The sequence below is a fragment of the Snodgrassella sp. M0110 genome (genome assembly GCF_016101465.1).
GTDB lineage: Bacteria > Pseudomonadota > Gammaproteobacteria > Burkholderiales > Neisseriaceae > Snodgrassella > Snodgrassella alvi.
This window is the reverse complement of sequence record NZ_JACFQM010000002.1, coordinates 1-14,331: the sequence shown is the minus strand read 5'-3', so window position 1 is coordinate 14,331 and position 14,331 is coordinate 1. Positions and strand designations below refer to the sequence as shown.

At 40.4% G+C, this 14,331-nt stretch carries 15 protein-coding genes and 1 tRNA gene; 13 read left to right on the top strand and 3 right to left on the bottom strand.

The features are described from left to right. Positions 1–45: 45 nt before the first annotated feature. The 13 genes from gatA to H3T84_RS02750 all read left to right on the top strand — a co-directional run bounded on the left by gatA (position 46) and on the right by H3T84_RS02750 (position 12,355). Positions 46–1,530, top strand: coding sequence for an Asp-tRNA(Asn)/Glu-tRNA(Gln) amidotransferase subunit GatA (gene gatA, locus H3T84_RS02810; RefSeq protein WP_232346091.1), 1,485 nt, complete (start codon positions 46–48; stop codon positions 1,528–1,530). A gap of 15 nt (positions 1,531–1,545) precedes the next feature. Continuing rightward, entirely contained in the window at positions 1,546–2,988 is a 1,443-nt protein-coding gene (gene gatB, locus H3T84_RS02805; protein WP_255518357.1) for an Asp-tRNA(Asn)/Glu-tRNA(Gln) amidotransferase subunit GatB, read from the top strand. An 18-nt stretch (positions 2,989–3,006) separates the two neighbouring features. After that, the gene (gene lptE / locus H3T84_RS02800; RefSeq protein WP_198217809.1) at positions 3,007–3,492 is read left to right on the top strand and encodes an LPS assembly lipoprotein LptE; all 486 of its coding nucleotides are present in this window, start codon (positions 3,007–3,009) and stop codon (positions 3,490–3,492) included. Next, positions 3,489–4,472 (top strand): DNA polymerase III subunit delta, encoded by a 984-nt coding sequence (gene holA / locus H3T84_RS02795; protein WP_174833390.1) that lies wholly within the window; start codon positions 3,489–3,491, stop codon positions 4,470–4,472. The genes lptE and holA overlap by 4 nt, the downstream gene beginning before the upstream one ends. Before the next feature lie 44 nt (positions 4,473–4,516). Next, a complete protein-coding gene (locus H3T84_RS02790) occupies positions 4,517–4,951 on the top strand; it encodes a type II toxin-antitoxin system RatA family toxin (protein WP_037393303.1) in 435 nt (144 codons plus the stop codon). After that, complete coding sequence (locus H3T84_RS02785; RefSeq protein ID WP_306181055.1) at positions 4,941–5,225, top strand: RnfH family protein; 285 nt, start codon at positions 4,941–4,943, stop codon at positions 5,223–5,225. Before H3T84_RS02790 ends, H3T84_RS02785 begins: the two co-directional genes overlap by 11 nt. A gap of 46 nt (positions 5,226–5,271) precedes the next feature. Then, positions 5,272–5,847, top strand: a complete 576-nt coding sequence (gene pth, locus H3T84_RS02780; protein WP_198217808.1) for an aminoacyl-tRNA hydrolase — start codon at positions 5,272–5,274, stop codon at positions 5,845–5,847. A gap of 18 nt (positions 5,848–5,865) precedes the next feature. Beyond that, on the top strand, positions 5,866–7,344 hold the full coding sequence (gene ubiD / locus H3T84_RS02775; protein WP_198217806.1) for a 4-hydroxy-3-polyprenylbenzoate decarboxylase: 1,479 nt from the start codon (positions 5,866–5,868) through the stop codon (positions 7,342–7,344). Positions 7,345–7,403: 59 nt separating this feature from the next. Continuing rightward, positions 7,404–9,041, top strand: a complete 1,638-nt coding sequence (locus H3T84_RS02770) for a phospholipase D family protein (protein ID WP_198217804.1) — start codon at positions 7,404–7,406, stop codon at positions 9,039–9,041. Positions 9,042–9,101: 60 nt separating this feature from the next. Beyond that, positions 9,102–9,674, top strand: coding sequence for an aminodeoxychorismate/anthranilate synthase component II (locus H3T84_RS02765; protein ID WP_041880188.1), 573 nt, complete (start codon positions 9,102–9,104; stop codon positions 9,672–9,674). A gap of 42 nt (positions 9,675–9,716) precedes the next feature. Continuing rightward, positions 9,717–10,760, top strand: a complete 1,044-nt coding sequence (trpD, locus tag H3T84_RS02760) for an anthranilate phosphoribosyltransferase (RefSeq protein WP_198217802.1) — start codon at positions 9,717–9,719, stop codon at positions 10,758–10,760. 109 nt (positions 10,761–10,869) lie between these two features. Further along, on the top strand, positions 10,870–12,162 hold the full coding sequence (gene serS, locus H3T84_RS02755; RefSeq protein WP_198217800.1) for a serine--tRNA ligase: 1,293 nt from the start codon (positions 10,870–10,872) through the stop codon (positions 12,160–12,162). A gap of 117 nt (positions 12,163–12,279) precedes the next feature. Next, a tRNA-Lys gene (locus H3T84_RS02750) sits at positions 12,280–12,355 on the top strand. 88 nt (positions 12,356–12,443) lie between these two features. Here H3T84_RS02750 and H3T84_RS02745 read toward each other — a convergent pair. The 3 genes from H3T84_RS02745 to H3T84_RS02735 form a co-directional block, all read right to left on the bottom strand. Then, positions 12,444–13,445, bottom strand: coding sequence for a site-specific integrase (locus H3T84_RS02745; RefSeq protein WP_198217798.1), 1,002 nt, complete (start codon positions 13,443–13,445; stop codon positions 12,444–12,446). Then, entirely contained in the window at positions 13,346–13,648 is a 303-nt protein-coding gene (locus H3T84_RS12405; RefSeq protein WP_198217795.1) for a helix-turn-helix domain-containing protein, read from the bottom strand. Before H3T84_RS12405 ends, H3T84_RS02745 begins: the two co-directional genes overlap by 100 nt. A gap of 198 nt (positions 13,649–13,846) precedes the next feature. Next, positions 13,847–14,290, bottom strand: a complete 444-nt coding sequence (locus H3T84_RS02735) for a hypothetical protein (protein WP_198217793.1) — start codon at positions 14,288–14,290, stop codon at positions 13,847–13,849. Between the last annotated feature and the right edge of the window lie 41 nt (positions 14,291–14,331).

Below are 14,331 nucleotides of genomic sequence, written 5' to 3'. Positions count from 1 at the left end.
GACTTGTTCATTCATATTTAAATTTATTGCAGGTAACTACAGACAATGTTGCCTGAAAGTTATATAACCACTATGCCAAAAAACTATACATTAAAACAGTGCAGTGAATTACTGCAATCAAAACAGGCTTCGGCTGTCGAATTGGCACAGGAGTATCTGGCTGCAATTGAAAGTGAAAATGCCAATCTTAATGCCTATATAACACTGGATAAAGAACGCACTATAGCTGAAGCCAAGGCAGCTGATGCACGTTTGGCGCAGGGTTCAGCAAATATATTAACTGGTGTACCCATAGCCTATAAAGATATATTCTGCCAGCAGGGATGGCGCAGTGCCTGTTCCAGTAAAATGTTGGATACTTTTACTGCACCTTATACAGCAACAGTAGTTCAGAATTTGCTTGATGCAGGTATGGTAACCCTAGGCAGAACCAATATGGATGAATTTGCCATGGGTTCAACAACTGAGTCTTCTTACTATGGTATAACTCACAATCCCTGGCAGCTTAATCATGTTCCGGGTGGTTCCTCAGGTGGTTCAGCAGCAGCCGTGGCTGCGCGGCTAGCACCGGTTGCGCTGGGTTCAGATACTGGCGGTTCCATTCGCCAGCCTGCCTCACACTGTGGTATTACTGGTCTGAAACCCACTTATGGTGTAGTTAGCCGTTTCGGTATGGTTGCTTATGCTTCCAGTTTTGATCAGGCCGGACCAATGGCTCAAACAGCAGAAGATTGCGCCTTGTTAATGAATAGTATGGCGAGTTTTGATGAGCGGGACTCTACCAGTATTGAGCGAAATAAAGAGGACTATACCCGCGATTTAAATCAATCATTACAAGGTTTAAAAGTAGGTCTGCCGCGCGAATTTTTTGGCGAAGGTCTGGACGCACAAGTACATTCATCAATTGATAGTGTTGTAGAAGTACTCAAAAAACTGGGTGCGGAAATTGTAGATATTACTTTACCACATACAGAACTATCCATTCCTGCCTATTATGTACTGGCTTCAGCTGAAGCCAGTACAAACCTATCACGCTACGACGGTGTTCGTTATGGACATCGCGCTGCTGAATTCGGTAATCTGGACGAAATGTACAGTAATACCCGTGCCGAAGGTTTCGGGTCTGAAGTAAAACGCCGCATTATGATAGGCACTTATGTTTTATCTCACGGTTACTATGATGCTTACTACCTGAAAGCACAAAAATTACGCAGAATGGTTGCAAACGATTTCCAGGCAGCATTAAAACAGTGCGATATTATTCTGGCTCCGGTTGCGCCTACTGCAGCACCATTATTAGAAAGCCATAATAGTGATCCTGTTGAAATGTATCTTTCAGATATTTACACCGTTTCTTTAAACCTTGCCGGTTTGCCGGGTATTTCTCTGCCTGCAGGATTTACCACAAACGGATTACCCGTAGGCGCTCAGCTTATCGGTAATTATTTCGCAGAAAGCCGTCTGCTAGGTATTGCACACCAGATTCAGCAACATAGTGACTGGCATACCAGAACTCCATTTGTACAATAATTGCCAGTATACGAATTGAAAGAAGATAGAATGAATTGGGAAACAGTAATCGGTCTGGAAATCCACGTTCAGTTAAACACGCGTTCCAAAATTTTTAGTGGATCATCTACTGCATTTGGCGCAGCACCCAATGCTCAGGCCAATGTTGTGGATTGCGCGCTGCCTGGTGCCTTACCAGTAATGAATCGTGATGTAGTAAACAAGGCCATTAAACTTGGATTGGCTTTAGGTGCGAATATTAACCGGAAAAATGTTTTTGACCGGAAAAACTACTTTTATCCGGACTTACCTAAAGGTTATCAAATTAGTCAGCTTGATTTGCCGATAGTTGAGCACGGAAAACTTGAAATCGTAGTTGGTAATGAAGTTAAAACCATTAATGTTACCAGAGCTCATATGGAAGAAGATGCCGGTAAATCCATCCATGATGAATTTGAACACTATACCGGAATCGATTTAAACCGGGCTGGTACTCCGTTACTGGAAGTGGTGTCAGAACCGGAAATGCGCTCAGCGGCAGATGCTGTTGCTTATGCTAAAACAATGCATAGCCTGGTAACCTGGTTAGGCATATGTGACGGTAATATGGCAGAAGGTTCTTTCCGTATTGATGCCAATGTTTCAGTACGCCCGAAAGGACAGGATGAGTTTGGCACCCGTTGTGAAATTAAAAATCTGAACTCATTCCGCTTTCTGGAACAAGCCATTAATTATGAAGTGGAACGACAAGTTGAATTAATTGAAGACGGCGGTAAAGTCATTCAGCAAACACGCTTGTTTGATCCGAACAAGGGTGAAACTCGCGCCATGCGCAGCAAAGAAGATGCTCATGATTATCGTTATTTTCCTGACCCTGATTTATTACCAGTGATCATTACCGATGCTATGCTGGATGCAGCTAAGTCAGGCATGCCTGAACTACCTAAAGAGATGGCCGGCCGTTTTATCGATCAATATGGTATTTCTGATTATGATGCACGATTATTAACTAGCAATCATATACAGGCAAACTGGTTTGAGCAGGCTGCAAAACTTCATGGTCACGGCAAACTGGTTGCTAACTGGATGCTTGGAGAACTTGCAGCTGCTCTGAATAAGGCCGGAATAGATATTTCTGAAAGCCCGATTAGTGCTGAACGTCTTGCCGGTTTAACAAATAGAATTGCGGATAATACCTTAAGCAATAAACTGGCTAAACAGGTATTTGAAACCATGTGGAACAGTGATCTTACTGCTGATGCCATTATCGAACGTGATGGTTTGAAACAGATGACGGATACAGGTGCCCTTGAAAAAATTATTGATGAAGTACTCGTCAATAATCAAAAATCTGTAGAAGAATTCAAATCCGGCAAGGAAAAAGCTTTTAATGCTCTAGTAGGGCAGGTAATGAAGGCTTCTCGAGGTAAAGCCAACCCTCAGCAAGTTCAGTCTTTACTTCATAGCAAACTGGCATAAGCAAGATAAGGTTCAAATATGAAAAAATGGCTGCTATTGACTACTCTGTTCGTATTAACAGGCTGCGGATTCCATCTGAAAGGAACTTCTGGATTCGATACACCCATGCCATATCATAGCTGGAAGATTGAAGGCGGTAATATGCAGCGGGCTCTGGAGGTTGTACTACGGCGTCAGCCTGATGTTATCGTAGATAATGAATATCCGGATGTAGTGGTAAAAGTCATTTCAGCAACACAAAATTCAGCTACTTCAGCCGTAGATTTATCCGGTGGAACCAGCGAATACCTGCTCACACTGAATGTGAATGTACAAGCCTATCGTAACAATCGGCCTTTAGGGGATCCGATTCAGGTTATCGTACACCGTTATATGAATTATTCTGATCACGAGGTACTGGCAAAAGAAGACGAACAACGTATGATTTGGCATGATATGCGCACAGATGCTGCTGAACAGATTGTACGCCGCCTGGCTTTTCTGCCTGTAATCAGTAAGGAATGAGTAATTTATCAGTCCAGCCTCTGTCTGCAGCATATCTGATTCACGGTGAAGAAGAATTATTGCGAATAGAGGCTCTAGACACTATCCGTTCAGCTGCACGCATTCAGCAATATAATGAACGCGAAGTTATCACCATAGAAACCGGTTTCGACTGGACATCACTTCTGTCCTCAGTCCATTCCGTTGGATTATTTGCTGATAAAAAATTACTGGAAATTCATATTCCCTCTGGTAAACCCAGCAAAGAAGGAGCTGCAGTATTACAACAATTGGCTGAACAATTGCCGGAAAGTACCTGCCTGCTTTTAATACTTCCTAAACTGGAACGATTACAAACACAGAGTAAATGGTTTTCAAGCTGGGCAAAAAATGCTCAGATATTTGAGGCAAAAGCAATTAATCAAAATGCATTACCCCAGTGGATAAAAAATCGGCTGGCGGCTCAGAATCTGAATATCGATAATGATGCACTTGCCCTGTTTGCAGAGAAAGTAGAAGGCAATCTTTTAGCCGCAAAGCAGGAAATCGATAAACTGGCTCTAATTCATCCGGCCGGACATACTGTCACTCTGGAGGAAGCACAGACAGCAGTAGCCAACGTAGCACGTTTTGATATCTTTCAATTGTCAGCAGCATGGATGAGCGGAAACTCAGAGCGCGTATTACGTTTACTGGAAGGTCTTGCATCGGAGGGAAATGAACCGGTACTATTATTATGGGTTATCAGTGAGGATATTCGTACTCTCATACGCTTACTTGCAGCATTAAAGCAAGGTAAATCAATCAGTGAAATGCGTCAGAGTCTGCGTTTATGGGGTGAAAAACAGACTTTAGCACCACAGGCTGCCAGACGTATCGGCATCAGACGTCTTCTTGAAGCTTTACAGATATGTGCGTATATCGACCGACAAATTAAAGGTGCAGAAGAAGGTAATGCATGGGCAGAAATCAAACACCTTTTTCTGTCTCTGACCATCTGAACATTATTCTGGTAACTCACCGTTAAACTATTGATCCAATAATGATGAAAACAGTTGAAAAAAGCGTTTTAGTACTACACAGTGCTGAACACATATTTGACCTGGTCAACACAGTTGAAGATTATCCTAAGTTTTTACCCTGGTGTAATCGTACGGATATTCTGAAACGGGATGAACAATCTCTGGAAGCAGTATTGTACATGGACTATATGAAAATACGTCAGTCATTTGCTACCAGAAATATCAATCAAAGACCAAATAAAATCCAGATGAGTTTGCTTAATGGTCCTTTTCGCAAACTTGAAGGCACCTGGCAATTTACTCCTATCGATGATCTGGGCTGTAAAATCGATTTTCGTCTGGAATATGAATTCTCCAATGCAGTACTTTCAGCACTAATAGGTCCAGTCTTTAACATTATCGCTACAACATTGGTTGATGCTTTTATTAAGGAAGCAGACAGACGCTATGATGACTGAAATTATTGTTGAAGCAGTATATGCCACCACTGATTATCAGCATCTCTGGCAGGGAAAAGTTCCGGCAGGAAGCAGTGCACGTCAGGTATTATTACAGTCAGATTTACCAGAAAAATTTCCACAAACTGATTTCTATGCAGCACCCATTGGTATATTCGGTAAAAAAGTTAATGATGATTATATATTATCCAATTGGGATCGAATTGAAGTTTACCGACCGTTACTGATTGATCCGAAAGAAAACCGGCGACGGCGTGCAAAGCAAAAAGAATAGTTTTCCAGTTAACTTTTAAACAGTTTGTAATTCCCGAGGAATATACATGTCTCATATCAGGCTAATAGTTGGCTTGGGCAATCCGGGCACAGAATATGAACATACACGGCATAATATAGGTTTTGATTTCGTTGATGAACTTGCCAGGTTATGGAAAATCAGCTTAAAAGAAGAAAAAAAATTTTTTGGACAAGTAGCAAAAGTTAACTTACCCGAAAATGAAATTTGGCTGCTTAAACCTTCCACATACATGAACAAATCAGGCACATCTGTGCAATCTATAGCCAAATTTTTCAAAATATCACCTGAGGAAATACTGGTAATTCATGATGAGCTAGATATTTCTTGCGGCCAGATCAGGTTTAAAAAAGGCGGAGGAAATGGCGGTCATAACGGACTAAAAGATATACAGGCCTGGCTGGGCACCGCAGATTTTTACCGGCTACGACTAGGTATTGGTCATCCGGGTGATCGTAATCTTGTTGTTCATTATGTATTGCATAAACCATTGGCTGAAGAAAAAGTTTTGATAGACGAAGCTTTACATAAATCTCTGAATGCTATACCCCTGCTGCTAAAAGGAGAATTCGGCAGGGCGCAGCAACAATTACACAGCAAGTAAAATTTGAAAGATCGTGTTATGAAATATCGTGACTTGCGGGAATTCATTGCTGTTCTTGAGCAGCAGCAATTATTAAAGCGAATTCAAACATCAGTTTCTCCTCATCTGGAAATAACAGAAATTGCTGACCGGGTATTACAAAAGCAGGGACCGGCATTATTATTTGAAAATACTATAAATCAGACAGGAACAACATACCAGTTTCCTGTTCTGGCTAATCTTTTTGGTACTCCGGAACGTGTTGCCATGGGAATGGGGGCAGACGATACCAGTCAATTACGTGAAATAGGTAAAACACTGGCTTACCTGAAAGAGCCGGATCCTCCTAAAGGATTCAAAGATGCCTTTTCCAAATTACCTTTACTCAAAGATTTATGGAGCATGGCTCCGCATATCGTCAAAAAAGCACCTTGTCAGGAAATTATTCTAGAAGGTGATAAAGTAGATTTAACACAATTGCCAATTCAAAAATGCTGGCCGGAAGATGCGGCTCCGCTAATTACCTGGGGCTTAACAGTTACACGCGGGCCAGAAAAAAAACGCCAGAATCTAGGTATTTACCGACAGCAACTACTGAAAAAAAACAAACTAATCATGCGCTGGCTTGCTCATCGTGGCGGTGCTCTGGATTTTCAGGCTTTTAAACAAAAATATCCAAACAAACCTTATCCTGTATCAGTCATACTGGGTTGTGATCCTGCTACCATCCTCGGAGCAGTCACACCGGTACCAGACAGTCTCAGTGAATATCAATTTGCCGGCTTATTAAGAGGATCTCGTACTGAGCTGGTTAAATGTATCGGAAATGATTTGCATGTTCCTGCCCGGGCAGAAATCGTTCTTGAAGGAGTTATTTATCCGGACGAGACTGCACTGGAAGGTCCTTATGGAGACCATACCGGTTATTATAATGAACAGGATGATTTTCCGGTATTTACCGTAGAACGCATTACCATGCGCGACAATGCCATTTATCACAGCACTTATACCGGTAAACCGCCTGATGAACCGGCAATTCTGGGAGTGGCACTGAATGAAGTGTTTATCCCGTTATTACAAAAACAATTTTCGGAAATTATTGATTTCTATCTGCCTCCGGAAGGTTGTTCATATCGCATGGCCGTTGTCAGCATAAAGAAACAATATGCCGGACATGCCAAAAGAGTAATGATGGGTTGTTGGAGCTATCTGCGTCAGTTTATGTATACTAAATATATTATTGTAGTAGATAATGACATTAATATAAGAGACTGGAAAGAAGTAATCTGGGCAATTACCACACGTATGGATCCAGTTCGGGATACAACACTAATCGATCATACACCGATTGATTATCTGGATTTTGCTAGCCCGATTAGCGGACTTGGCGGGAAAATGGGTTTGGATGCAACCAATAAATGGCCCGGAGAGACAAACCGTGAATGGGGTAAAGTAATACACAAGGATCCGGCAACCATAGCTAAAATTGATGCCATATGGCAAGATTTGGGTCTATAGCTATTTTCAGTCATTATGAATTTTACAGATTGAAGTTTAACAATATATACGGCATAAACATGGGAAGTAAATATATAAATCGTATCTGTACATGGTGCCTGAAACTGGGTCTTGTCTCTATTCTGGCGGCCTGCCAAAACCTGCCTTCACAGCAGGGGCGTAGTATTGAAACACATATTACTGCCGACACTCCGTCCTCTCTTGCCTATGCTAATGCTTCACTTGTATCCGAACATAAAGGTTTATCCGGTCTTTATCCGCTTGATGACGGACATGAAGCATTTGCCGCACGGATAGCTCTGGTTCGCGCCGCAGAACATAGTCTGGATGTACAGTACTATATCTGGCGTAACGATACGTCCGGTCAGCTACTTTTTCATGAGCTGGTATTAGCTGCACAGCGTGGTGTACACGTTCGCTTACTGCTTGATGACAACAATACTATTGGTCTTGATAATATATTAAAAGCAGTTAATCAAGAACCGAACATTGAAATCAGATTATTTAACCCTTTTATGCACCGGCACTGGCGCGCTTTAAGCTACATGACAGATTTTGCCCGCCTGAACCGGCGTATGCATAATAAATCTATCACAGCTGATAATCAGGCCACTATTCTAGGCGGACGGAATATTGGTGATGAATATTTTGATATGGGTAAAGGCACACTTTTTGTAGATTTAGATATTCTCGCCATAGGACCTATTGTTAATCAGGTTTCAAACAATTTTGACCGCTATTGGAACAGTGCTTCGTCATATCCTTTAAATGGTATAGTTCATCCCCGCCATATTAAATTACAGGCAAGCATGCCTATATTCAAACATCGCAGTTTCAATCATTTACGTGCCAATAGTTATGATAATGCATATAATCGTGACAATTTTGCCAACCGGTTACTAGACGGATCACTGGATTATCAATGGGCACATTTGATACTAGTGAGTGATAATCCTGATAAAGCTCTGCCCAAAAACAGGCGAAAAGCAGATGTCACCCAGCCTGATAATAATCTTTTAATTGAGCCGGATACAGAAAAACCACCGGTAATTAAATATCAAAAAGCCAGTTTAACTCTAAACGCACTTGCTGCATCTGTTGTTGAACCACAAAAAGATTTACTGGTTATCACTCCGTATTTTGTACCCACACAAACAGGTCTTGAATATCTGCAAAAATTACGAGAAGAGGGTGTGAAGATACGTATTCTCACCAACTCCTTAGCAGCAACCGATGTGGCAGCAGTACATTCTGGTTATTCTCACTATAGAACACCGCTGTTAAAAGAAGGAGTAGAAATTTATGAACTCAAAAATCAGGGCTTTTTAAAAGGACCTCGTGACCGTGCATTTACAGGTAATTCCGAATCAAGCTTGCATGCTAAAACTTTTACCATTGACGGACAACAACTATATATCGGTTCATTAAACTTTGATCCACGTTCGGCACGACTCAATACAGAAATGGGTGTCGTAATACAGTCTCCGGAAATGGCACAATTTATGAATCAAGCGATTAATGAAGCATTACCATATGTTACTTATCAGGTAAAACTAACACCACAAGGCAAGCTGGAATGGACAGAAACCAACGACAAAAATCAAACAAAGGTTTATCATCATGAACCGGATACCACATTTTGGCAGCGTGTCTGGGTAAAAATGCTCTCCTTACTCCCACTGGAAAGCTTACTTTAACCAGTTTTAGCCATCTCTCATTTGTTCACAACTTGATATTTCTTTTAAGAGGTATTGCCAATGCTTTTGTTTATAGATAATTACGATAGCTTTACCTTTAACATAGTGCAATACCTTGGCGAACTGGGCGAAAACGTAATTGTTAAACATAATGATGAAATTACACTGCAAGATATTAGTAGACTGGCCCCGGATAAAATTGTCATCGGTCCAGGTCCATGCACACCCAGAGAAGCTGGTATTTCTGTAGATACCATTAAACATTTTGCGCTCACAATACCGATACTAGGCATTTGTCTGGGACATCAGAGTATAGCTTATGCTTTTGGCGGAAATATAGTACGTGCCAAAAAAGTTATGCATGGTAAAATTTCACCTGTTTACCATCATAATAATTCCCTTTTCAATAACCTGCCTAATCCGGTGAATTGTACCCGATACCATAGTCTGGTTATAGAAAAGGAAACTTTACCCGATTGTCTCGAAATAACCGCTTGGACTGATGACAACGAAATTATGGGTATCAGACATAAAACTCTGCCTGTCGAAGGTGTTCAGTTTCATCCTGAAGGATTGCTTACCGAAAATGGTTATGCAATGTTGCACAATTTTCTACAACAGCATAACCAATAAAGTAAAATTTTTAAAAATAGTTATATTTTAGAAAGAATTATCATGATAACGCCGCAACAGGCACTTAATCGTTTACTGGACAACAATGAATTATTCTATGACGAAATGACAGATTTAATGCGCCAGATAATGAACGGAGAAGTGGCGCCTGAAGTCATAGCTGCTATTTTAATTGGATTACGTATTAAAGTAGAAAGCGTATCGGAAATCGCGGCTGCGGCAACCGTTATGCGCGAATTCTCAACAAAAGTACCTGTACAACAGCGAGAACATTTAGTCGATATCGTTGGGACGGGTGGAGACAATGCACATACATTCAACATATCTACAACCAGCACGTTTGTAGTTGCAGCAGCAGGAGCAAAAGTGGCCAAACATGGAGGACGTTCCGTATCTTCTTCAAGCGGCTCTGCTGACATCATTGAAGCCATGGGTGCTGCACTGGAATTAGCTCCTGAACAAGTAGGAGAGTGTATCGATCAGCTTGGTGTCGGATTTATGTATGCGCCAAATCATCATAACAGTATGCGTTATGTAGCTCCCGTACGTCGGGCATTAGGCGTACGTACAGTCTTTAATATACTAGGTCCATTAACCAATCCGGCAACAGCATCCAATCAGGTTTTAGGGGTATTCCATATTGATCTGGTCGGAATTTTATCTCGTGTGCTGAAACAGCTAGGCAGCAAACATGTTTTAGTTGTACATGGAAGTGACGGACTTGATGAAATTACACTTACTGGCACAACCCGTATAGCTGAATTAAAAAATGGCACTATCATGGAATATGATATCCATCCGGCTCAGTTTGACATGCCGATAATTGAAGACTTAAAACCTTTAAAAGTGGCCAATAGTGAAGAATCGCTGCATATCATGAATAGCGTATTAAACGGAGAAAAAGGACCTTGCCGTGATATAGTCGTGCTCAATGCAGCTGCTGCAATCTATGCGGCAGACATAACTTCTTCATTAGAAGAGGGTGTTGATTTAGCCATTACCGCCATAGATTCTGGTAAGGCAAAAGCGAAACAAACAGAATTTATCCAAAAAACACAACAATTGGCTAACCAGTCAAATAGCTAACATTAAATAAACCCGGCTTATAAGCTAAATAAAATTTGTATGCATTCATTTTAGCAGTGAATCGTTTACAATAATGGCTATAATCTATCACTAAACACACTATATTATTATGCTAGACATTCAATTACTCCGTCAGGATATCAACAGTATTGCGGAAAAATTACAGACTCGTGGTTTTAATCTGGATACCGAAACTTTCACCCGACTGGAACAACAGCGTAAACAATTACAAATACGCACAGAAGAGTTGCAATCTAAACGCAATAATCTTTCCAAGCAGATTGGTGCACTAAAAGGTCAGGGCAAACATGATGAAGCTAACCAGACAATGGCTGAAGTTGCGCAAATTAAGACCGAACTGGAAAAGGTTGATCAGGACTACCAAACCATACAAAATCAAATTAATAATTTGATCCTGACAATTCCGAATCTACCGCATAGTGACGTTCCTGTGGGCAAAGATGAGAATGACAACATCGAAATCCGCCGATTCGGTACGCCAAGACAATTTAATTTTGCAATTAAAGATCATGTTGATTTAGGTGAACCGTTAGGCTTAGATTTCAAAACCGGCTCAGAGCTATCCGGAGCAAGATTCTCATTAATGCGGGGTCCGATAGCTCGCCTGCATCGTGCACTGGCACAATTTATGCTTGATACCCATACTCAGCAGCATGGTTATACAGAATATTACACCCCTTATATTGTTAATCCTGAAATTCTGTTAGGTACCGGACAATTACCTAAGTTTGCTGAAGATATGTATAAAGTAAGCTGCGGAGGCGAAGAAAATACACAGGAGCAATATCTGATATCAACCGCAGAAATTACCCTGACTAATACCGTGCGTGAACGTATTCTGAGCAAAGATGAATTACCTAAAAAACTCACAGCACACTCACCATGTTTCCGTTCTGAGGCCGGTTCCTACGGTAAAGATACACGCGGACTGATTCGGCAGCATCAGTTTGACAAAGTAGAAATGGTGCAGATTCAGCGACCGGAAAATTCTTATGCTGCTCTGGAAGAAATGGTTGGTCACGCCGAAAAAATTCTTCAGCTTTTGGAATTACCATATCGGGTAATTGTTCTCTGTACAGGTGATATGGGATTTAGCGCCGCTAAAACCTATGATTTGGAGGTATGGGTACCTGCACAAAACACTTATCGGGAAATTTCCAGCTGCTCAAACTGCGAAGATTTCCAGGCACGGCGTATGCAAGCAAGATTTAAAGATAATGACGGCAAAAATCAGCTGGTACATACATTAAATGGTTCAGGCCTGGCAGTTGGTAGAGCTTTGGTAGCATTACTGGAAAATCATCAGAATGAGGATGGAAGCATTAATATTCCAGAGGCTTTACAGCCTTATCTCGGTGGATTGAGCGTATTACGCGCATAAATATCAACGATTTATTGAATCTTAATTTATCAAAATTTTACTAAGGGCTATATTTATACACCAGCGTATTAAATATTGCCCTTAAGTGTAAAGACGCGTATAATCAGCAATCCTATCGGGTCGTTAGCTCAGTTGGTAGAGCAGTGGACTCTTAATCCATTTGTCCAGGGTTCGATCCCCTGACGACCCACCACAAATTAACCTATTAAATTCAATATGTTATAGGGCTGTTTAGGTGTTAATGAATAGTCCGTTGAATTTCTGTTTTTGCCATTTTTTTGTCATGCAATTTGCATTAGGCTGTCAATCTTAGTTGCGTGTGTGTGTAAATGATCATTGTCCAGATGAGCGTACTTCTGCACCATTTCCAGCGATTGCCAGCCTCCCATTTCTTTTAGCTCATACAACGATACTCCATTTTGTACAAGCCAGCTTGCCCATGTGTGCCTTAAATCATGCCAGCGAAAATCTGTGATATTTGCAGCTCTTAATGCCTTATACCACGTTTTGTAGGTTAAACTGAGAACTGGTTTACCACGGGTTTGAACAAATACATACTCATTATGTTTGCCTAACTGACCTATTAGAATTTCCATCGCAGTTTCGTTCAATACTAAATCATAAGGTTCTCCCCCCTTCATTTCATCAGGATAGTATTGACATGTTTGGTTCCTCATATCAATCTGATTCCACTTTAAACTAAATATATTGCGCTGCCTTAATCCGGTTGCTAAGTTAAATCGAGCCATTGTAGCCATGTAAGGTGCCAACTCCTCCAAACATTTCAGCAGTCTTGACGCTTCTTCAACCCGTAACCAGCGCACACGTTTTTTAGGTTCTTTAAATAGCTTCAGATGAATTCCCTGATCTAACATATCCCATTCTTTAACGCATGCATTCAATATTGACCGTACTAAAGCAATATATCTGTTCTTAGTACTGTTAGAACATTTTCTTGCATTGATTATGGACATAATCAGATTTCGGTTTATTTCATGTAAATATAATCCTCTTAACTCCTGAAGATTCCTAAGACGACTTAAATCAGACTTCATACTTTTTTTAACATCGGCTTTTTCATTTATCCATTTCAGGACAGCATCGTCCCATAGATATTTAGGTTTTTCCCCCAGGCGTTCCTGTCGCCATAACTCATGTTTCACTTTGTCGTGGTATTCTTCAGCTAGTTTTTTGTCTTTAGTTTTAGTAGTTCGTCTAATTCTTTTGCCTTTCTCTGTTGTAATATCGATATACCAAATGCCGTTTGAGTGTTTGTGTAACATACTCGGTTCCTATGTTGCTGAACCGCCTGCGCGGTCAATTCTTCTTTATTGCAAATATAAATGTCAAGATTTGTTTTACGGATAACATAGCTTTTGCCAATTTTGGCTGCTCTAAGTTCTCCAGTTTTAATAGCGTCCCTGATAGTCTGCACTTTGCATTTACAGCGATTGGCAGCTTCTTCACATGTAAAGGTATCTTCCATTTTTATCCAATAAAAAACCAGCTATTGCTGGGACGTGTTCATTAATAATGCTTAATTAAAAAGCCAGCTAAAAGCTGGCTATGTCTTATCTGTATTATTTAAAACGGAATATCGTCATCGATATCATCTACAGGAGCAGTAGCTGAATCATCCATAACAATAGTAACTAACTTATTATTTTTTATTTGTAAATATTTTTTATTTATTATTTATTTTTATTAAATCATATCTATCTTCATAAGTTTTGATTTCAAAAATACCCAAATCTCGTGGTTCTGTATTGGTTATTTCCCCACCCAGACACCAACTCGATTGCCCGGATTCTTTAATTTGTAATTGTATATGTGTTTCATCAATTTTTTTAAAGGTACCGCTCGAATAATAAGCACAATCGTAACCACAAGAAATAGAGTTCTCTGAATAGAAAGTACCATCAGCCTTAAGAGATAAAATCCGCCTATAACTAGGACTAGAACTATCTGAATCCTGTATTACATCTTTATATATCACATATGAATCAACTTGATCATTTATAACGGTACTAATTCCCCGAGAGTCATTGCCATATTCCCAAAAATTACTTATTTCACCTTGTGCAAAACAGGTAATTGGAAACAATAATAAAAAAAGGATTTTTTTCATAGCTATTTTCTTTTCACAATAATAAAACTTATATATTTATA